We start from the raw sequence: 21048 nt of genomic DNA, 5'->3' as shown, positions 1-21048 counted from the left end.
TTAGCTAAGTGTCATCTATGCTCAGATAAAACCTGCCCCTGTGCAGGTTTTTCTTTTTCCATGGCAATTTTCAGCAATAAAACATCGCAAGGGTCTATTACCCCAGTTATAATCCGCCAGTTAATTGCAGCGCGACCTATGCGCGACATATTCTAAGGAGATACCTTCCATGCCCGGTTTTGAATTATTTGGTCCTGAAGAGAAGCAGGAAGTCGCTGACGTTATGGAAAACGGTTTTACCTTCCGTTACAACTTCGACCATATGCGTAATGATCGCTGGAAGACTCGCGATATGGAGCAACTGCTCTGCGAGAAAATGAACGTGAAGCATGCTCACCTTTTATCAAGCGGCACCGCTGCACTGCAAACGGCCATGATGGCTGCGGGCATTGGCGCTGGCGACGAAGTTATCGTGCCACCTTTTACCTTTGTTGCCTCAGTTGAAGCAATTTTTATGGCAGGCGCGATCCCCATTTTTGCCGAAATCGACGAGACACTGTGTTTATCTCCAGAAGGTATTGAAGCCGCGATTACCCCACGCACTAAAGCGATTAACTTAGTGCACATGTGTGGTTCTATGGCGAAGATGGACGAGATCAAAGCCGTCTGTGCAAAACATAACATCAAGATTTTAGAAGATGCTTGCCAAGCCATTGGTGGCAGCTACAAGGGCCAAGCCTTAGGTACTATCGGTGATGTGGGTTGTTACTCATTCGATTCAGTCAAAACCATCACCTGTGGTGAAGGTGGCGCTGTGATCACTAATAACACTGAAATCTACAACAACGCGCATATGTTCTCCGATCACGGCCATGACCACATTGGTAAAGACCGCGGCGCTGAGTCACACCCTATCATTGGCTTGAACTTCCGTATTTCGGAAATGAACGCCGCCTTAGGTTTAGCGCAATTACGTAAACTCGATACCATTATCGATATCCAACGTAAAAACAAAAAAACCATTAAAGATGCGATGGCCGCTGCTATCCCAGAAGTCACCTTCCGCCTGATCCCCGATCCAGAAGGTGACTCTGCGGGCTTCTTAACCTTTATGTTGCCAACCGAAGCGCGTACTATTGAAATCAGCAAAAAACTGGCTGAAAACGGCGTCGATGGCTGCTTCTACTGGTATGTAAACAACTGGCATTATTTGAAAAACTGGAAACACATTCAGGAGCTTAAGGCATCTGCTGCGTTGCCAATCACATTAATCGCCGACAGACCTGACTATACTCAAGTTTCTGTGCCTAAATCCGATGCCATTATGAGCCGCACCATTTCTATGCTCATCAAGTTGTCTTGGACCGATGCTCAGATAGCTGAGCGTATCGAAAACATCAAGAAAGCATTTGCCCAATAATTCTACGGGAGTTTGTTGCAATGAGTTTTAAGAATTTTAAAGTAGTTGAAAAAATGATCTTCGGCCGTGGCTCATTCGTCCAATTGGATGAAGTGTTAGCTGCTGAACGTAAAACCGCCGACGACTTCGTGGTATTTTTAGTCGATGACGTGCATCAAGGCAAAGCCCTTGAAGGCCGTATCCCAGCTAAAGCACAAGATATGGTGATTTGGGTTAACGTTGATGAAGAGCCAAGCACCATTCAAATCGACACGTTAACAGAGCAAGTTCAAGCTTTTAATAGCAAACTGCCTGTCAGCGTAGTGGGTTTAGGTGGCGGTTCAACCATGGACGTGGCTAAAGCGGTATCGCTGATGCTGACGAACCCAGGTGGCTCTGCCATGTACCAAGGTTGGGACTTGATCAAGAACCCAGCGGTACACCACATTGGTATTCCAACGATTTCCGGTACTGGTGCAGAAGCGTCACGCACCGCCGTGTTATGTGGTCCAGTGCGTAAGCTAGGTCTGAACTCAGATTACACAGTATTCGATCAAATTATCATGGATTCTGAGTTAATCGAAGGCGTTGAAACGGACCAATGGTTCTACACAGGTATGGATTGCTATATCCACTGTGTTGAATCTTTACAAGGTACCTTCTTAAACGAATTCTCTAAATCCTACGCTGAAAAAGCCATGGATTTATGTCGCCAAGTGTACTTAGACGACCATATAGATAAAGACGACAAGCTGATGATGGCGTCTTTCATGGGCGGCATGAGCATAGCCTATAGCCAAGTGGGTGCCTGTCACGCGGTTTCTTACGGTCTGTCTTATATCCTGGGTTACCACCACGGTATCGGCAACTGTATCGCCTTTGACGTGTTAGAAGAATTCTATCCAGAAGGTGTTGAAGAGTTCCGTTTGATGATGAAGAAACACAACATCACACTGCCGAAGAACATCTGTAAAGATCTGCCAGACGAAACCATCGCTAAAATGGTTGCCGTGACTAAGAGCATGGGTCCACTATGGGCTAACGTTTACGGCGCGGGTTGGGAAGAGAAAGTCACAGACGAAATGTTGACTGCCCTGTTCCGTCGCATCTAAGCTCTAACACATATTAAAAGGGCTCAATTGTGAGCCCTTTTGTCTATATGCATTGTATTTCTACACTGTATATCTTTGATAAAAGTAGGATAATTTGATGAATGTGACTCTGTTAATCCCGGCTCGTTACGGTTCAAGCCGCTTCCCGGGCAAACCCTTAGCCCCGATTAACGGCAAGCCAATGATCCAACACGTGTATGAACGCGCGTCGTTAGCCAAAGGCCTCACCAATATTTATGTCGCTACCGATGATGACCGCATTAAAGCGGCCGTTGAAGGTTTTGGCGGCAAAGTGGTCATGACCAGCCCAGAAGCGGCATCGGGTACAGATCGTATCAATGATGCGATAAACCAACTGGGACTGAAAGATGACGACTTAGTGATCAACCTACAGGGCGATCAACCCCTTATTGACCCCACCTCTATCGAGCAAGTCATCAGCCTCTTCGAGCGTCACCCAGGTGAGTTTGAAATGGCCACCTTAGGCTTTGAAATCGTCAATAAAGCCGAGCTTGACGATCCTATGCATGTGAAGATGGTGTTCGATAACAACAACTATGCCTTGTATTTCTCTCGTTCGCGTATTCCTTTTGGCCGCGACACCCAAGATTACCCCGTTTATAAGCACTTAGGTGTGTATGCTTATACCCGAAAATTCGTCCAAGCCTTCGCCGCTCTGCCATTAGGACGTCTAGAAGATCTGGAAAAACTCGAGCAATTGCGTGCATTAGAATACGGTCATAAAATCAAAATCGCCATTAGCGCCTTTGATTCTATTGAAGTTGATACGCCAGAAGACATTCGTAAATGTGAGCAACGTTTAGCGGTTGATTAATCGCCCGTGAGTCTTGTGCGCGAGTCTATTCGAAACAGGAGCTGAGTATGTCGACCTTAGAAGTCTGGATCATTATTATGTTGATCGTCGGTGTCATCGCCAGCAATCTTGCCGCGTTGAAATACAGTGCTAAGTTCAAACTGCCGCAGTTCGGCCAACATGGTAAAGATAAGCAGATAAAGCCTACTGCCAAGCCTTCGGCAGCAGAGAATGACGCAGATGCGGCTTCAAACAAGCCAAGTTCTACGGACTCAGAAGCCAATAAAACAGATGAGCCACCTAAGCGCTAAACTCAATAGTGGCTTTTAAAGAGTGAGTCAAAAGATGGCTCTTAAACACGCCTCTTAAAGACTGTGCTAAAAAGCTGAACAATGACGTTAGCAAACATAGAAAAGGCGCCATAAGCGCCTTTTTTGTCTCTTATACCAATCGTATTAATCACAAGCTTGCCCACGCATCAACCTTCAGCTTTTTTCGCTGACGTCCGACTCAATGGCTGCTCCTCAAGGTGTGCCACTAAAAAGACTAAGAAGCGAAACAGGGATTTAATCCTCAGATCGTGGCTTTTATTCGGCTCAGCCGCGACTAACTTCTGCAGTGATTTAATTTTAGAGTAAGCATTCTCGACCAAAGCGTCGTTCTCTTTACCGACATACTTAGCAAACTCGGAAAATTCGCCAATAAACGTCAGGGTCACTTTACGGCGATTTAACGCAGTGAGTGCAGCGCCCTCTTTCAGTTTTGCCTCAAAAATACTGCATTCTAAACCGCTGGCGATCGCGCTTTGTGATAAACCGCTGCTTAAGGCATCGGCCAGAAAACCCAAATTGGCTTTTAACTCAAAGGTAATCGCCTGCTTACTGGCGCTCGATTGCTGCCAGCGACTGCGTTCCTTATCGAAAATATCGTATAGCTCTTTCCAAATGCTCATGCGCTTTGCCTACCTTGCACTGAATCGCTCCCTGTCGTTTAATGGCACTCGACTTCATTTTTCAATACTAGTAATACTCGCGTTTTTTAATACTAGCGACTGAAAGTTATCATAAATTTAAGATTTTCGGCATAGCGCTATGATAAATAATGAGTTAAATAATGGGTTAATGCACATTCACACTAAAACTAAAATCGGCATAAAAAAATGGCCCGAACGAGTCGGGCCATAGTGCAACCATATTCAAATCGAGAGCAATGTATGAGCTGCCTGAGCGAGAAACGAACTCAGTGCGAACTCATGATTAACTTACAGCTAATCCAATGAAATATAAAGTTAAAGCACTTGCGATTTTTTCGCGTTATTTTTCTCGGCGGCGAGTCGACGCTGCGCTTCTTTTTTCTCGCGGCGTGCTTCAATCACTTGATTCACATCGCTGCCGATATGCGCTTCGTTACGGGCTTTTGCCAGATTCACTTGGCGCTCACGCTCAACAAAACGTTTACGCTGCTCGTCAGAAATTTTATCGATACAATGTGGGCAACTGACACCTTGCACATAGGCAGGGCTCTGTTTTTCAACTTCAGTGATTGGCATGCGGCAAGCATTACATTGATCGTATTGGCCTTTCTTCAAGTCATGGTTAACCGCGACGCGGTTATCGAACACGAAGCACTCGCCTTCCCACAGACTTTCTTCTGCTTTGACTTCTTCAAGGTATTTAAGAATGCCGCCTTCGAGATGATACACCTCGTCAAAGCCTTGCTCTTTCAAATACGCGGTTGATTTCTCACAGCGGATACCACCAGTACAGAACATGGCAACCTTTTTATGTTTAGCAGGATCAAGATTCTGCTTCACATATTCAGGGAATTCTCTGAAGGTTTCAGTCACAGGGTTAACGGCATTTTTAAAAGTGCCGATTTGCACTTCATAGTCATTACGGGTGTCGACTAAAATCACGTCAGGATCAGAAATCAGCGCATTCCAATCTTGAGGCTTTACATAGGTGCCAACCACTTTAAGTGGATCAATGCCTTCAACGCCCATAGTGACGATTTCGTTTTTCAGTTTGACTTTAGTGCGGTAGAACGGCATTTCATCGTCGAATGACAATTTGTGAACAATATTGTCTAGGCCGTTTTGGCTATTAAGCCAAAGCAATAGTGCTTCGATCGCTTCTTGGGTGCCGGCAACTGTGCCATTAATCCCTTCGCTTGCGAGGAGCAGAGTGCCTTTGATCTCGGCCTGTTCCATCATAGCGAGCAGTGGCGCTCGGATAGATTCAAAATGCGGTAAAGACACGAATTTATATAACGCACACACGACGACTTTAGTCATAACACCCTCTTTGCTAGCTGGAACTTAATTTCCAGTGCATAAACAAATCAATCATCTGTAGACTGGCTACAGATCCCAAAATAGCGCGGAATTCTACCTGAGTCACAGCAAGATAAACACAGATAAAATGCAGGGTCTTTAATTCTTTACGCACAGAGGTAAGAAAAATCATTTTCAGCTGGCAAATTAAGCAGAAATTTCAATATGAAAGCGTTACCATCTGCGCCCTTTGCACACTGCCTGATTGGCACTCGGCATTCGTACTGGCACACTCGCGTCGTCAATAAGCATGTACATGTAGAAGACACAAGCCGACATCAGCGTGCATCGCACTAACTTGCGTCGCATTAGCGCCGCACAGTAGAGGTAATCCTAATGGCTCTAGCCGTTTTATACACTTTTCGTCGTTGCCCCTATGCCATGCGAGCGCGTTTGGGACTCTTACTCGCCCAATGCAATGTTGAAGTCCGCGAAATCACCCTCAAAGCTAAACCAGCGCAAATGCTGGCCGCTTCACCCAAAGGGACTGTGCCGGTATTAGTGCTAGCCAATGGTGAAGTGATTGCCGAAAGTCTTGAGATCATGCGCTGGGCACTCACGCAAGCGGATCCCTTAGATCTGCTATGTCAGCAAAGCCCTGTAATTGAAGGTAAAATGGCGGAGCTTATCACGCAAAATGATCAGCAATTTAAGCCATGGCTCGACCGCTATAAATATGCTGACCGTTACCCTGAACAAACGCAAGCTGACTATTATCAGCAAGCGAGCCATTTCCTCACGCAACTTGAAGCATGCTTAGGGCAACACACCTTTTTAGTTGCCGGTACACCTCGCCTTGCGGACTACGCCATCGTGCCTTTTATACGCCAATTTGCCGCAGTGGATCTTAAACGTGCACTGAGCGATGATTTTCCGCGACTCGCCGCTTGGCTAGAAAACCTCATTTCGAGTGAAATATTTATTCGTGCGATGGAAAAATATGTGATCTGGGACGCTAGCCATTCTCCAACTTGCTTGTTATGAGACATGTAAGCCAATAAGATTTAAAGATTATTTTTATTTTATGTTATAGCCATCGGTAAAATATTCGAGTAAGGTATTTGACAGTTAGTGAGGTCGCTAATTTAGCTACAGATCACTAGGCAAGCTTCTCAAGATAAATGTAACCGCGCTTAATGTCTTTCAAAGGCGTGAATGATAGAACACAAGGATAAGGCAGTTGGAACATATGGATATCAATATCATTATTATGCTTGGGGGCCTGATGCTACTGCATTTTCTTTTCGCCCTTCGAGCCTTCAAGAGTAAAGTGGATCTCAGCACCAACAAAAAATGGTTATGGTGCTTTCTGAGTCTGATCCTCGGCCCTATGGGGTATTACGGTTATCACGGTTTTATTCCCCTCGATAGAATTCTCAAAGACTAAGCCGTCAAACACCATCACATTGGGCGACAACACTTGCTACCGCATCATTGCCCCGCCCAATTCAAATACTCATTTCAATACGAGTCAAAGCACATAAATAAGCATTTAAACAAATACTTACAAGAGCTTAAACACGCCAAAAAATAGCGCAAGCTTAGGCTGCGCTATTTTAATGATTCCTCTTTTACAAAACCTTAAAATTTAAATCATTCGCTATAAATGGCTATGCAACAGCACAGCATCATCGGGGACTTTTTGGATCACAGGCGCTTGCCCTTCAGCCAAGGCTTGTTTATAGCTTTGATTCATTTTAAGGGCGAGATACAAATCTGGCCGGATCAGAATGCCGCCTTCCCCTGTCTGCATACCCGCTTGCTCGAACCAACTCAGCATCTGTCGTTTACGCCCCGCAAGCACTAAGCGTACTCCACGCTTTTTAAGCAATTGATGTAAATCTGCCAACATGGCCATCACACTTAAATCTAAATGGGTAAAACAAGGCACGGCATCAATAATGATGCAATCGACCGGCTCAGATTCCCGAATAAACTTTTCCAGTAAACGGCGCTTAAAATACGTCGCATTAAAATAAGTTAACGGCGAATTAAAGCGATACATAAACACGCCAGGCACAGATTTAGCTTTACCCGAATCATCGACGCTGCGGATAACGCCCTTATGATCTAAGCCAAGCACTTGATCCGTGGGGCGCATTACCGTCGCAAGGAACTGGAATAACCCCAGTAACACGGCCAAAGTGATCCCAGGAATCACCCCAATAAATAGGACAGAGAACAAGGTGATACACGCAAGCAAGAAAGCTGACTTATCGCGCACACGCAAATTCCACAGCGACTTAAGATCGATAAGCGAAATAGAGGCAATCACCAATACCACCCCTAATGCTGCGCTAGGGATGTACTTCAACGGCGCAGTAAAAAACAGCGCGACAACGCCAATCAATACCGCCGCTATGATGGACACTAACTGGCTCTTGCCGCCATTGGCATCGTTCACCGCAGTGCGGGAATCGGCGCCGCTCACCGCAAACCCTTGGGAGATGGCGGATGCGATATTGGCTAACCCTAACGCCCTGAATTCTTTATCTGCATCTATATCGTAACCATTTTTTGCCGCAAAACTTCGAGCGGTCAGCATCATGCTCACAAAGCTCACCATGGCTAAGTTGAGCGCTGGCACCACCAACTCACGGGCGATCCCCAAATCAAAAGCCGGTGCTTGGAATGAAGGTAAACCAGAGGTCACCTCCCCGACAACGCTAATGTCAAAGCTCGTCAGGTTAAATACCCAAACAAGGAATGCCGCCATCGCCATCGCGCACATAGATGCGGGCCATTGTGGACGAAACCGTTTCACTAAGGCATAGGTCGCCAGCGTCACAATCCCCATAGTCAAGGTCGGCCAATGGGTTTTTGATAAATAAGAAGGGGCGCCGCTGAGGCGTTCGATTAAATAGCGCTCGTCGAAGGTAAAACCAAAAATCTTCGAAAATTGTCCGACGATAATGGTGATCGCGACCCCGTTCAGCAATCCCATCAAAATCGGCTTTGACAGAAAGTCAGCGAGCACACCCAGCTTAAAACGGCTCGCGATCAAGCACCAAAAGCCTGTCATGGCCGTCATGGTCATGACTAACTGCCAGTGCTTCATGCTATCACCCGCAGCGAGGGGCGTAACAACGGCGGCGATAACGGCGCAGGTCGCCGCATCTGGACCCACGATTAATTGCTTTGAGGTGCCAAATAGCGCGTATACCAGCATAGGCAAAACGCAGGAGTACAAACCCACAGCAGCATTGACGCCAGTGAGCTGGGCATAGGCAATGGCGACAGGGAGTGCCACAGCGGCAACGGACAAGCCTGCGCGCACATCATCCCTAAGCCATTGCTTTTCATATTGTAATAATTGCGCCAATCCCGGCATAAACGAAATCAAACTAGGGAACTTCACTCGGCAACCTCCATACACACCATCAAGATAAGCACTAATCAGTATAACCGAGACTGAAAATATTCAGCGAAAAGGTCATTACCTAAAAGCCAGCAATAGTATGTTGGTTATGGCATAAAGCCAATCATTACGCGAGTATTTTCCTCAGAATATTTATGGAGTTAGGCGCTGAATAAACACTAAGTTAGCGCAATATCATCGGCAGTGACACTAAAAGTAAACTGCCCATAAACCAATTAAAATGACGCTTACGTCTATCGGTATTGAGTTTCTTACTGATCGCCGCACCGACAAACACCCAAGTAAATGACGCCGGAAATCCCACTAAGTTAAAGGTTAATACCCCAAGAAAGGCACTGAGCCAAAAGCCATCGCCGCCTAATGTGAATGCGCTGCACAGGGTAATTGTCGACATCCAAGACTTAGGGTTAATCCATTGGAATAAGGCGGCCTCAATCAGAGTCATAGGTTTTCGGCCGTCATCAAGATGCGTGCTCTGCACTGGCGACGTCACTAATTTGTACGCGAGATACAGCAAATACGCCAAAGCGAAATATTTCAATACTTGGTGCAATATCGGTAATGCTTCAAACAAGGTGCCAAGCCCAAATAACACCGCAAGGTGTAAAGAAGTCGAACCCAAGCGGATCCCTGCAATGTGCGGCACAGTGCGCAGCACACCAAAATGTGCACCAGAGCTCGCTAAGAGGATATTGTTCGGTCCGGGCGTCATGGTCATGGTTGCACAAAACAACGCGGCAGAAGCCATCAAGGTCCATAATTGTGGATCATAGAGTAGTGCAGTATTCATATTCACCTTAAATTGTATGCATACATTTATTGACATAAATAGATGCGATAAATAATATACGGAGAATATTAGAGATCAATGGATTTATTGTCATGGGTACAATCTGGACGCCAGACCTAAACGCTTTTTCAGGCCCTAAATATCAGCGCTTAGTCAGTGCGATAGAACAAGGCATTTTGCAGAAGGTGTTGACCCAAGGCAGTAAACTGCCACCGCAGCGCCGCCTAGCCGATGCCTTAGGTATCACTATTGGTACAGTAACCCGCGCCTATGCATTGGCGGAACAAAGGGGTTACGTTGAAGCACGCGTGGGTGATGGCACCTATGTCAACGCCTCACCAGTACCAGAGATAGGTAACGTACAATTGAATATGGCGACCTGCCAGCAGCCACTCACAGATCAAATCAGCACCCTCAGTGATTGCCTCAGCCAATTAGCAAAAGACCCAACAAAGCTCAGCCAGTTACTGGGTTATCGCGCCAGTCCATTAGATCAACACCAACAAGTGTTTCACCAATGGCTTAACCAACGCGGCATACAACAAACGCCTGAGCAACTGATCTTTACCCATGGCGGCCAGCAAGCGATTTTTGCCTGTTTGAGTGCATTTTTATCGACGGGTGATGTGCTGCTGCACGAGCAATACAGTTATCCAGGCGTGAGAATTTGCGCTAAGCAACTCGGCGTGACCAGCATTGGTGTGCCCCTCACCCATGAAGGTGTGGATCTCGCCCGCTTTGAGGCGTTAGTGCAAATCCATCATCCCAAGTTAGTCTATCTAACCCTGAATAATCAAAACCCTACCTGTATTCAATACAGTGAGTCGCAGCGGAAAAAACTCCTCGAATTGGCCGAGCAGTATCAGTTTTATATCATTGAAGATGATGTGAATTATTGTTTACCCGAAGAGTGGCATTCGCCCCTGTGGCAATTAGCAAAACAGCTGGCTATCCCACGGGTGATTTATATTTCTAGCCTGTCAAAATTGTTTTCTGGCGGCCTAAGGCAAGGTTTTATTCTGGTGCCTGAACCACTGATCGCCCAAGTGCGACTCGCGATTCATAGCCAATGCTGGATGGTATCGCCGCTGAACATTGAAATAGCCTGTCAGTTGATTAAGAAAGGTCAAATCACTGCCGATCGCGATAGCATAGTTCGCCAACGCCAACGTCTCTGTATCGCCATGGGCGAACGACTGGGATTAGCCCAAACTTGGCGAGGACTTAACGGTTGGCTACATCTGCCAGAAGATATCAAGGCCCATCACCTCGTCACAGCACTGGCCGCTAAAGGCATTTTGATCCGTAATGGAGATGACTTTAATTGCCATGACAATTTTATTCGTTTAAGCCTTGGCGGCGCCGAAAACGACAGTCAATTTCAACATGCGATTGAGTGTATCGAGGCGACGATTCACTCCCTGGTACAAAATGCCTATTCAGTGGTGTAATAGCGCTTAAAAACCTCCGAACTCAGCCAATTTTTATGCGCCATGTCAGATGAAGTTAATTCACACTAAATAGCTAATTTATAAAATTAGAGAGCATAAAAAAGCGCCAGTAGCATGTATGCTACTGGCGCTGATGTTACTGACAAGCTTGATGAACAAGTAATTAGTTATAAACCACTAACGCACCATTATTTAATCTTTAGTTGGTAAACACTCGTCGTGCCGCTGACTTCATTGCCTATGATTAACAAAGGATTACCGTTAGGGCTTTTATCGGCACTGACAAATTTCATCCCTTCTGGCCCTAAATCACCCGCCAATGTTGCATCCCCTTTAACTTCACCCGTATCTGTATCGATAACAAAGTCGGCATCAAAATCACGATTCACAACATAGTCGATAAAATGCACATCGAAGGGATTGGTCACGTCATAGATCATAAAGCCTGAAGTACGCTCCAAACCAACAAAGGCATATAGTCGTTGACCAATTTGCCCCAGGGCTAAGGCTTCTGGCTCTGGTCCTTTGTCATCGCTGCGGCTATCACCTTTATTTTCTTCGTTATTATTGTTGAAGTTACTGCCTAAAAGTGCCGCGGTAATACGTTCAAAATCACTCGCACTGTCAAAGACTTGCTGACCGTCTGCGCTCCAAATCGAGAATGAGCGAGCACCGAAGCTGACTATCTTGTCGTAGTCGCCGTCATTATCGTCGTCACCCATGCTAGTGGTCACTTTAAGGCGGGCTAACTGCGTTTTATCTTTTGCGGCGGCAAATTGTGGGTGATTAGGGTCGAGCACTAAATCCCCTGCGCGGGCTTCTTCAGAAAAGCCCGCATAATCACGGGAATCACCTTCGTTGGCCGTAACGATAAAGTCGGTATTGTTCCAACGGTAGGTCGCGACAGTATCGGGTTGATACATGCCGTAGACGCCTGTGTAGCTTTGCATGTTGACAAGATTGTCTTTATCACTCGCATCAATTTTATTCACCTCAAGTCCGTAATCCTTAAGGCCTAGTGGTAAAATTTTGGCGACTTTGGCATTGGAGATATCAATTACGGCAATGGCATTGTTCTCTTGCAAACTGACAAACGCACGGCGGTTATCTTGGCTAATGGCGATATATTCAGGTTCTAAATCCTGCGCCACACTCGCCATTGGACCATTGATTTTAATGTCTGGCATGATCTCACTGGCACGTGCACCGCCCTGATTAAATTCACTAAAACCGATAATAGTCGCAGTGGCTGCGGGCTTACCGTCAGTAATTGCAATCAGCGCCACACTGCCTTCAGGATCTAGTGTATAGACTGGATTTGGCTCGCCTTCATTGGCCACTAATAAGGTTTTACCATCGTGGGTAAATGCCACGTTATCGGGTAAAGCGCCGACTTCTACCGCGCTGATAAACTGCGGTGCATCTGTGCCGTTAAGCTGATAAAAAGCGACAAAACCATTGGCTTGGGTTTTATTGCCGGCAGCATCGCCACGTTCAATTGCAGCCGCTAACAAGTTGCCTGAAATGCTCACACTGTTAACGCTACCCATAAAGGTTTGGCCAACGTCTTTAGCCACATCAAGTTCACCAAATTTTTCAAGATTATTCAATGCTAACGGATCAGCGGCATTGGATGCCGTTGCTAATAAACTGCCATCAATAATGTCCACTTTACCGCTAATGGCATTGACCACAAAAATACGGTTAGATGCACTGTGATATTCAACGATTTCGGCGGCACTTAAGCCATAAACACCAGTCTGATGGCGACCAATTAACTCAGCTTTTAAGCCTGCAGTTTGTGGCTGGCAAACATATTGTGTTTGCGCTGCTGCAATCTCGCTGTCATCTAATTGTCCATTATTGTTAGCATCTAATCCGGTATCGATACGCTGACCACCGGCGGGACAATTGGCATCACCGATATTCAATGCCGTCACGTTAACCAGTGAATTTAAGCCGTTGTCGCCTTTATCACCTGCTGCGCCATCATCACCGCTGCAGGCTCCAAGTAATAAGCTCGCCATAATGGCAGCGGCTAGCGGAAGTCGTTGTGTTTTCATCGTGTCATTCCTGAATATTTTATTTTTAGTAGGGTGAAGCTAAAGCCCACTAAACTAGTCAGCATAAAAGACGCAGGGATGACAAAGCCGTGACACTCAGATGACAGCTCGCACTTTAGAATGAGTCAGTTTGAACCATAAGGATGTGAAGGACTAAGATGTAAAGAGCTGAGTTACAAAGGGCTGCAATTTGATAAGAAAGACTTGATAAGAAAGATTTAAATGAAGAATCTTGTGAAGATAACGGCTCAATCCACTAAAGTGATGCCTCGATAATCAAACTTACCACTTAGTTACAATTTAATCGGTAAAAAACAGTAAAGAAATCAGCGCAAAGATTGGTTTATTTGTCCGAGCACTTTACTATGCTATTGCTTACTGTCTGAACTGTGCAAATAGACAATACCGCAATTCACTTTTGCCTAAACCCCGCCAATGATCTTGATCATGTGCTCTCGCGCTTAGTGTAGAAACTGGTAGCGCAGGAACTGGCTTAAAAATGGCGGATTAATTGTGAATTGTCCTAGTACAATTTAAACCACACCGCATAAACCTGTGAAATACGCTTTCAATTCTTTCGCCACCCGAGGTAACAGTGGACCCACAATCACAACCTTCTGCCCATAACGGCAGACGTATACCGAATTTAGCGCTGCTTATTCCCATGCTTGCGGCGATTGTCGCGATCACGCCATTGGCCATCGACATGTACTTACCTGCGATGTCGACATTAGCACTCAGTTTTCATACCGATGTCACGACAGTGCAACAGTCCCTGAGTATCTACTTAGCAGGTTACGCGCTGGGCATGTTATGTTTCGGCCCCCTAGCCGACCGCATTGGTCGTCGCCCTATGGTGATATTGGGACTGAGTGGATTTATGCTCACCAGCTTACTGATAGGGTTTGCGGGTCAAGTAGAAGTCTTTCTTGGACTACGTTTTTTGCAGGCTTTTATCGGCGCGGCTGCGACTGTGGTGGTACCGGGATACATCAAAGAAGTCTATGGTGATAATACCGCCAAGGGTATGTCATACGTGAGTTTAATCATGATGTTAGCGCCATTACTCGCACCTAGCATTGGCAGCGTGATCCTCGAACTCGGTGATTGGCATTTAATCTTCTTCATTCAATCCGCCTATGCCGCAACCCTGTTATTACTGGTGCTGTTTGCGCTAAAAATGCCCAGCGATAAAGATATGGATACCCGCAGCCAAAAATCGTTTCTTGGCGCCTATGCGACCGTATTTTCCCGTCCTGGCGTTAAGCTAAACATTGCCAGTGGCGTGTTAACGTCTTTTTCATTTTTCTGTTATCTCACCGCATCGCCCTTCGTTTACATGGAAGTCTTTGCCTTAGATAAATCCTATTTTGCCATCTTGTTTAGCACTAACGTCGGCGCGTTGATGTTGGCTAATATTATTAATACACGTATCGTGGGCCGTTATGGTTCGCTCCGTATGTTGCATGTGTCGACCTTTTTCGGGGCAATTGCTGGGGTCGGTTTATTAACCGTAAACCTGCTGGATATGAGCTATCACTTTACCGTGATCATGCTTATTCCTTTAATGGGTAGCCTAGGGGTGATGTCAGTCAATGCCGATGCGATAGTACTGATGAAGTTCAAGCAAGAAACGGGAACCGCAACCGCAGTTATTGGTACCTTAAGATTTGGCTGTGGCGCACTGGCGGGCCCGTTATTGGCGGTGTTTTACGATGGCACAGCCGTGCCCTTCTCTGCACTCATGTTAGGTTCTATTGTGTTAGTCGGTATTTGCCAATTCAATCGTCCAAAGCATCAAATATCGCCGACGGTTTGAGGATCTATTTTTAAGGGTCTATTTTTAAGGGTCTATTTCTAAGAGCCATGGATACCAATGCCACATCGGCAACACATGTTTGATCGCATAAAACAGCGTATTGGCTTTCACAGATGTAGCAAATAAGTAATATTTAATCGCGACAGTTAAGTATCTGCTTATCTAACCTCCCGCACCAAAACGGCACTTTTAGTGCCGTTTTTGCTTTTTAAGCATCTAACAATCTGAAAAAAATAAGATAAGCCCATAAATCAGCCTAGGTTACTTGGCGATTCCAGCAAGTTATCGAGCTATTCAAACGTGAAATTGTTTCAAGTTGGTTATTTTTTACATAAAAGGCTTGAAATGTTGTTTTTTTTGAATATGATGAAATTCTGTTCATTGCAACAGTTGCTGCATCCTAAGGGATGAGTCACTTGTCTTCGACGAAGTCAGTTCAGCATTTCGGAGTCTGAATTACCCTTCAGGCTTAATTTTTAGAGCGATTACCGTCGCTGTAACAAGATACTGTTTACCGTAACGGTACTATGCAATAGGAGTTCCACATGGAGATGTTATCCGGCGCCAGCATGATAGTGCGTTCTTTGATCGATGAAGGCGTAAAGCACATTTTTGGCTATCCTGGCGGTTCAGTTTTAGATATCTACGACGCCCTGCACGTTATCCCCGGTATTGAACACATACTCGTTCGCCACGAACAAGCCGCCGTACACATGGCCGATGGCTACGCCCGTGCCACGGGTAAAGTGGGCGTGGTATTAGTCACCTCAGGCCCAGGCGCGACCAACGCGATTACCGGTATTGCCACCGCTTACATGGATTCTATTCCCCTTGTGGTGTTATCGGGTCAAGTCCCGAGCAATCTTATCGGTAACGATGCCTTCCAAGAATGTGACATGATAGGTATCTCTCGCCCTGTGGTGAAACACAGCTTTTTAGTTAAAGATCCGACTGAAATTCCTGAAATTATTAAAAAGGCTTTTTACATTGCCTCTACTGGCCGTCCCGGTCCTGTGGTTGTCGATCTGCCCAAAGATTGTTTAAACCCCGCCCTGCTGCACGAATATTGCTACCCAGAAAGCGTCAAAATGCGCTCGTACAATCCAACGACATCAGGCCATAAAGGTCAGATCCGCCGTGGTCTTCAAGCCCTGTTAGCCGCGAAAAAACCGGTACTTTATGTCGGTGGCGGCGCGATTATCTCAGGTTGTGATAAGCAAATACTGCAATTGGCTGAGAGATTGAATATTCCCGTCGTCAGCACCCTGATGGGGCTTGGCGCTTTTCCAAGCACCCACAAAAACAGTTTAGGCATGCTTGGGATGCACGGTCGCTACGAAGCCAACATGACAATGCATAACTGCGATTTGATCTTCGGTATTGGTGTACGCTTCGACGATAGAACCACCAATAATGTGGAAAAATATTGTCCGAACGCGACCATTTTGCACATCGACATCGATCCCTCTTCTATTTCGAAAACTATCCACGTGGATATTCCTATCGTGGGTTCGGCCGACAGTATTTTAGACAGCATGTTGGCACTGTTAGATGAATCGAACGAACACAACGACAACGATGCCATTGCCACTTGGTGGAATGACATTGAACAATGGCGCAGCCGCGATTGTCTGGCCTATGACAAAAACAGTGGCCGCATCAAACCACAGCAAGTAATTGAAACCTTGTATAAGCTGACCAATGGCGATGCCTATGTCGCATCAGATGTTGGCCAGCACCAAATGTTTGCCGCCTTGTACTATCCGTTCGATAAACCGCGCCGCTGGATCAACTCAGGTGGCCTAGGGACGATGGGATTCGGCTTGCCCGCCGCGATGGGCGTAAAAATGGCCATGCCTGATGCCACCGTTGTGTGTGTTACGGGCGATGGTTCCATCCAAATGAACATTCAAGAGCTTTCAACCGCGCTGCAATATGATACGCCAGTAAAAATTATCAACTTAAACAATCGTTTCCTTGGCATGGTAAAACAATGGCAGGACATGATTTACTCTGGCCGTCACTCACATTCCTATATGGATTCAGTGCCAAATTTTGCCAAAATTGCCGAGGCCTATGGTCATGTTGGAATGACGATCAGCGATCCCGCCGAACTTGAGTCAAAAATGGCTGAAGCACTGGCGATGAAAGACAGGCTGGTCTTTATCGACATCATGGTGGATGAAACTGAGCACGTGTACCCCATGTTGATCCGCGGTGGTGCGATGAATGAAATGTGGCTGACCAAGACGGAGAAATGCTAATGCGTCGAATTATATCTGTATTATTAGAAAACCAATCCGGCGCCCTGTCTCGTGTGGTCGGTTTGTTTTCACAGCGCGGTTATAACATTGAAAGTTTAACAGTGGCGCCAACGGACGATATCACCCTGTCGCGGCTTAATATCACAGTCGTTGCCGATGAAATGGTATTAGAGCAGATAGAGAAGCAGCTACATAAGTTAATCGATGTGTTAAAAGTATCGAATATTACTGAGTCTGCTTATATTGAACGCGAACTCGCCCTTGTTAAGGTCCGTGCCCAAGGCGAATTTAGGGAAGAAGTGAAACGTATGGCGGATATTTTCCGCGGACAGATTGTCGATGTCACCGCCAATTTATACACCATCCAAATGGTGGGCACGTCAGATAAACTCGATGCCTTTATTCATGCGCTGGGGGAAGTCACCAAACTGGTCGAAGTCTCACGCTCCGGCGTGGTGGGTTTGGCCCGCGGCGAAAAGGCCATGAAAGCCTAGTTTTCTGAAGGAAATCTCGCGGACATTTTTCGCATAAATACAAAAACATCAAGGGGAGCATAATGCTCCCCTTGTTTTTTAAGCGATTATCACAGCGTCAATTATGACTGGCTGTCTAACAAGCGCGATGAGGTGATTTCAATTTTACGTGGTTTCAATGCTTCAGGAATTTCACGCACTAAATCAACATTGAGTAAGCCATTTTCTAAACTTGCACCGAGCACAGTGACATAGTCTGCTAGCTGGAAAGTACGCTCAAAACCGCGTTCAGCTATGCCTTGATACAGGTATTTACGCTCGGTTTGGCTTTCGGCTTTATTGCCTTTCACCAGTAATTTTTCACCTTCACTGCTGATCTCAAGTTCATCCATTGAGAATCCGGCTACGGCCATCGTTATGCGATAACGATTTTCGCCGAGTAATTCGATGTTATATGGAGGATAACCTGAGTTGCCATTATTGGCGGCGGCATGTTCTGCCAATTGCGCTAAACGGTCAAAACCAATGGCACTGCGGTAAAGTGGTGTTAAATCATAAGTACGCATATTCATATCCTTGTCTTAAGCAATATGGAGAATTGGCGGACTGTTTTCAGGATGAAAACGTTTGTAGAGTCTGCCGAATTAAATCTTCTGTCCTTACGGCACAGAATTCACACTAGGACCCTCATCGAGCGATCCTGAAATAGATATAAGGACGGAAGAGAAAATTTCAAGCAAGAAAATTAAAAAAATGTGCAGAATTTTAAAAGAACAATAAAAACAAACGCTAATACCGCTTTAAAACGGTGAATCGAGATGTAATTGGTATCGCGGCATTAGATTCATTGCGCACGGCAAGCAGTATTCGCTAAATTGCAGCCAATAAAAAAGGAGCCTAGGGCTCCTTTTTCAGTCTTAGCATCGAATTAACGAGTGCGTGGACACAGTTCTTCAGCGCTGAAGAAGTAAGCAATTTCACGAGCAGCAGATTCAACAGCATCAGAGCCGTGAGCCGCGTTTTCGTCAATGCTTTCAGCGAAATCAGCACGGATAGTACCAGGAGCCGCTTGAGCTGGGTTAGTTGCACCTAAAATTTCACGGTGAGCTAAAACAGCGTTTTCGCCTTCTAATACTTGGACCATGATAGGACCAGAAGTCATGAATGCAACCAGAGCACCGAAGAAGCCGCGCTCGCTATGCTCAGCATAGAAACCTTCAGCTTGTTCTTTAGTCAGGTGTAACATTTTTGATGCAACGATCTTAAGACCAGCAGTTTCAAAACGATTGTAGATAGCACCGATGTGGTTTTTTGCAACAGCATCAGGTTTGATAATAGAAAATGTGCGTTCGATCGCCATAACTAGCTTCCTTTGTCAGCAAGTTTAAAAAATTCGCGCGGATTATACGAAATTTAAAAGCTAAATCCTATCTTTATAGCAAATTAGTCTGAGATATTGCGCACATTCGCTTTATTCGTAATCAGCTTGATCACACAAAAGACCCCGCTAGGAGGATAAATCCTCAGCAGGGTCCATTAACTCATTAAAAAATGGGATTATTTTCTATTTTTGGCCCAAATACCTGCCCAAGCAATCAAAGCGACTAAAATGACTGCGGGTGCAAGATCTAACAAGTGATGGAATAAACCGACACCGCCATGTCCTGGATGAGCCCAAGCCATTGAAGGGACAAGCATACATAACAATACAAGCAAAAGTTTCATGTGAACATCCTTGCAGTTGCGATAACAAAGTTAAGCCATTTAAATGCCTTAACCAATATACAACAAGGTACGATATCCGCTAAAAATGAACTTGACTGTGATCAAACTCTCGCCAAATATTCTCTGCGCCGCTGCAAATGCGTGAGGTAAATCACCTTAGTTAAACGTCAAAAGGACAAGATGCCTCACATAAAAAGCCGTATCACCACTGTGTTCACTACTTTTCATCAATCCAACACTGCTGAATCGCTTCCAGTATTTTTTCATTACAGTGCTTGGGATCATCGGCAAAATCATCCAAGGCTAACACCCACTCATACAATTGGGTGAAATGCAGCTGAGTAGGATTCACCTCTGGGTGTGCTTCGAGTAATTCCAACGCAATATCTAACGAATCTATCCAGGTTAATGTCATCGTTTTCCCCTATTCGGTTCGCTTTAATGGGTAAGTTCTTGCTAAACGGCGTTACCCATAAGGAGGTGAATCAAGTGTTGATATTCCGTAGTCAATACTCGACAGCAAGGGCACTAACCCTGTGCTTGCGTCACCTTTTTCACTTTAATTGCATTTTTTTCAACAAAATCAATAATAGCACCCGCCACATCTTTCGTGGTGGCGCCTTCAATTCCTTCAAGACCGGGTGAAGAGTTCACTTCCATGATCACAGGACCGTGGTTTGAGCGTAGCAAGTCAACACCAGCCACATTAAGCCCCATGGTCTTAGCCGCACGAATGGCGACTGAGCGTTCCTCTGGGGTTAATTTGACTAAACTTGCCGTGCCACCACGGTGCAAGTTAGAGCGGAACTCACCGGGCATAGCTTGACGCTTCATGGCGGCAATCACTTTATCGCCGAGCACGAAACAGCGAATGTCTGCGCCATTGGCTTCTTTGATATATTCCTGCACCATGATGTTGGCTTTAAGGCCCATAAAGGCTTCAATCACGCTCTCAGCCGCTTTACGGGTCTCGGCTAATACCACGCCAATACCTTGGGTGCCTTCGAGTAATTTAATCACCAGAGGCGCGCCACCCACCATATCAATCAAGTCGGGGATATCACTCGGTTTATTGGCAAAACCAGTAATGGGTAAGCCAATGCCGCGGCGTGACATCAACTGCATAGAACGCAATTTGTCACGTGAGCGGGAGATCCCAACAGAATCATTTAAAGCATATACGCCCATCATCTCAAACTGACGCAAAACCGCAGAGCCATAAAAGGTAATCGACGCCCCGATACGGGGGATCACAGCATCAAATGCGGGTAACTCTCGCCCACCAATGTGGATACTCGATTGCCGCATGTTGATATTCATATAACATTCAAGGGGATTGATTACGTGTACTTCATGACCACGTAATTGAGCCGCTTCAACGAGTCGCTTCGTTGAATATAACTCAGGCCCTTGCGATAAGATCGCTATTCTCATTCTGGTCTCCGGCAACCATTAATTTTGAGCGCATAATACGCCTGCGCAGGGAT

20 protein-coding genes are annotated in these 21048 nt (G+C 45.8%); 10 read left to right on the top strand and 10 right to left on the bottom strand.

The window, feature by feature from the left end; translation table 11 throughout:
- Positions 1 to 169: 169 nt before the first annotated feature.
- The 4 genes from kdnA to OX890_RS11560 all read left to right on the top strand — a co-directional run bounded on the left by kdnA (position 170) and on the right by OX890_RS11560 (position 3576).
- Positions 170 to 1360, top strand: a complete 1191-nt coding sequence (gene kdnA, locus OX890_RS11575) for an 8-amino-3,8-dideoxy-alpha-D-manno-octulosonate transaminase KdnA (protein WP_006081832.1) — start codon at positions 170 to 172, stop codon at positions 1358 to 1360.
- A gap of 20 nt (positions 1361 to 1380) precedes the next feature.
- Positions 1381 to 2451 carry a 3-deoxy-alpha-D-manno-octulosonate 8-oxidase KdnB gene (gene kdnB / locus OX890_RS11570; RefSeq protein ID WP_006086829.1) on the top strand — a complete coding sequence of 357 codons (1071 nt, stop codon included), beginning with the start codon at positions 1381 to 1383 and terminating at the stop codon, positions 2449 to 2451.
- 97 nt (positions 2452 to 2548) lie between these two features.
- Entirely contained in the window at positions 2549 to 3286 is a 738-nt protein-coding gene (gene kdsB / locus OX890_RS11565) for an 8-amino-3,8-dideoxy-manno-octulosonate cytidylyltransferase KdsB (RefSeq protein ID WP_006081834.1), read from the top strand.
- A 47-nt stretch (positions 3287 to 3333) separates the two neighbouring features.
- On the top strand, positions 3334 to 3576 hold the full coding sequence (locus OX890_RS11560) for a DUF2897 family protein (protein WP_126491828.1): 243 nt from the start codon (positions 3334 to 3336) through the stop codon (positions 3574 to 3576).
- Between the two features lie 167 nt (positions 3577 to 3743).
- Here the strand turns inward: OX890_RS11560 and OX890_RS11555 are convergent, their stop codons facing one another.
- Positions 3744 to 4217: a hypothetical protein gene (locus tag OX890_RS11555; RefSeq protein WP_268649227.1), complete on the bottom strand. Its 474-nt coding sequence runs from the start codon at positions 4215 to 4217 to the stop codon at positions 3744 to 3746.
- Positions 4218 to 4553: 336 nt separating this feature from the next.
- Positions 4554 to 5558, bottom strand: coding sequence for an oxygen-dependent tRNA uridine(34) hydroxylase TrhO (gene trhO, locus OX890_RS11550; protein ID WP_126491827.1), 1005 nt, complete (start codon positions 5556 to 5558; stop codon positions 4554 to 4556).
- 375 nt (positions 5559 to 5933) lie between these two features.
- Here trhO and OX890_RS11545 point away from each other — a divergent pair, with 375 nt between their 5' ends.
- Complete coding sequence (locus OX890_RS11545; protein WP_268649226.1) at positions 5934 to 6581, top strand: glutathione S-transferase; 648 nt, start codon at positions 5934 to 5936, stop codon at positions 6579 to 6581.
- Positions 6582 to 6786: 205 nt separating this feature from the next.
- The gene (locus OX890_RS11540) at positions 6787 to 6984 is read left to right on the top strand and encodes a hypothetical protein (protein ID WP_126493490.1); all 198 of its coding nucleotides are present in this window, start codon (positions 6787 to 6789) and stop codon (positions 6982 to 6984) included.
- 213 nt (positions 6985 to 7197) lie between these two features.
- Here the strand turns inward: OX890_RS11540 and OX890_RS11535 are convergent, their stop codons facing one another.
- On the bottom strand, positions 7198 to 8955 hold the full coding sequence (locus OX890_RS11535; RefSeq protein ID WP_011846940.1) for a SulP family inorganic anion transporter: 1758 nt from the start codon (positions 8953 to 8955) through the stop codon (positions 7198 to 7200).
- Between the two features lie 184 nt (positions 8956 to 9139).
- Complete coding sequence (locus OX890_RS11530) at positions 9140 to 9766, bottom strand: LysE family translocator (RefSeq protein WP_041411170.1); 627 nt, start codon at positions 9764 to 9766, stop codon at positions 9140 to 9142.
- A gap of 92 nt (positions 9767 to 9858) precedes the next feature.
- On the opposite strand from OX890_RS11530, the gene OX890_RS11525 reads away from it, so the two are divergent.
- Positions 9859 to 11217, top strand: a complete 1359-nt coding sequence (locus OX890_RS11525) for an aminotransferase-like domain-containing protein (RefSeq protein WP_126491825.1) — start codon at positions 9859 to 9861, stop codon at positions 11215 to 11217.
- Between the two features lie 188 nt (positions 11218 to 11405).
- On the opposite strand, the gene OX890_RS11520 is transcribed toward OX890_RS11525, so the two are convergent.
- Positions 11406 to 13280, bottom strand: a complete 1875-nt coding sequence (locus OX890_RS11520; protein WP_126491824.1) for a choice-of-anchor I family protein — start codon at positions 13278 to 13280, stop codon at positions 11406 to 11408.
- Between the two features lie 595 nt (positions 13281 to 13875).
- Between OX890_RS11520 and OX890_RS11515 the strand changes: the two genes are divergently transcribed.
- The 3 genes from OX890_RS11515 to ilvN all read left to right on the top strand — a co-directional run bounded on the left by OX890_RS11515 (position 13876) and on the right by ilvN (position 17857).
- Positions 13876 to 15099: a multidrug effflux MFS transporter gene (locus OX890_RS11515; RefSeq protein ID WP_126491823.1), complete on the top strand. Its 1224-nt coding sequence runs from the start codon at positions 13876 to 13878 to the stop codon at positions 15097 to 15099.
- 545 nt (positions 15100 to 15644) lie between these two features.
- Positions 15645 to 17363: an acetolactate synthase 3 large subunit gene (locus tag OX890_RS11510; protein ID WP_006081845.1), complete on the top strand. Its 1719-nt coding sequence runs from the start codon at positions 15645 to 15647 to the stop codon at positions 17361 to 17363.
- On the top strand, positions 17363 to 17857 hold the full coding sequence (ilvN, locus tag OX890_RS11505) for an acetolactate synthase small subunit (RefSeq protein WP_006081846.1): 495 nt from the start codon (positions 17363 to 17365) through the stop codon (positions 17855 to 17857). Before OX890_RS11510 ends, ilvN begins: the two co-directional genes overlap by 1 nt.
- 101 nt (positions 17858 to 17958) lie before the next feature.
- Here ilvN and OX890_RS11500 read toward each other — a convergent pair whose 3' ends face one another.
- From OX890_RS11500 to rimK, 5 genes are all read right to left on the bottom strand, one after another.
- Positions 17959 to 18402: an Hsp20 family protein gene (locus OX890_RS11500; protein ID WP_006081847.1), complete on the bottom strand. Its 444-nt coding sequence runs from the start codon at positions 18400 to 18402 to the stop codon at positions 17959 to 17961.
- Positions 18403 to 18764: 362 nt separating this feature from the next.
- Positions 18765 to 19196 (bottom strand): nucleoside-diphosphate kinase, encoded by a 432-nt coding sequence (gene ndk, locus OX890_RS11495; protein WP_006081848.1) that lies wholly within the window; start codon positions 19194 to 19196, stop codon positions 18765 to 18767.
- Between the two features lie 197 nt (positions 19197 to 19393).
- Positions 19394 to 19561: a hypothetical protein gene (locus tag OX890_RS11490; RefSeq protein ID WP_006081849.1), complete on the bottom strand. Its 168-nt coding sequence runs from the start codon at positions 19559 to 19561 to the stop codon at positions 19394 to 19396.
- Positions 19562 to 19778: 217 nt separating this feature from the next.
- Positions 19779 to 19976 carry a Fe-S cluster assembly protein IscX gene (gene iscX / locus OX890_RS11485; protein ID WP_006081850.1) on the bottom strand — a complete coding sequence of 66 codons (198 nt, stop codon included), beginning with the start codon at positions 19974 to 19976 and terminating at the stop codon, positions 19779 to 19781.
- A 113-nt stretch (positions 19977 to 20089) separates the two neighbouring features.
- Positions 20090 to 20995 carry a 30S ribosomal protein S6--L-glutamate ligase gene (gene rimK / locus OX890_RS11480; RefSeq protein ID WP_006081851.1) on the bottom strand — a complete coding sequence of 302 codons (906 nt, stop codon included), beginning with the start codon at positions 20993 to 20995 and terminating at the stop codon, positions 20090 to 20092.
- Positions 20996 to 21048: the final 53 nt, after the last annotated feature.

Source organism: Shewanella sp. DAU305 (assembly GCF_026802235.1).
Taxonomy (GTDB): Bacteria; Pseudomonadota; Gammaproteobacteria; order Enterobacterales; family Shewanellaceae; genus Shewanella; species Shewanella baltica.
Note: the sequence above shows the minus strand (reverse complement) of the source record. Positions and strands in the feature narration are given on the sequence as shown.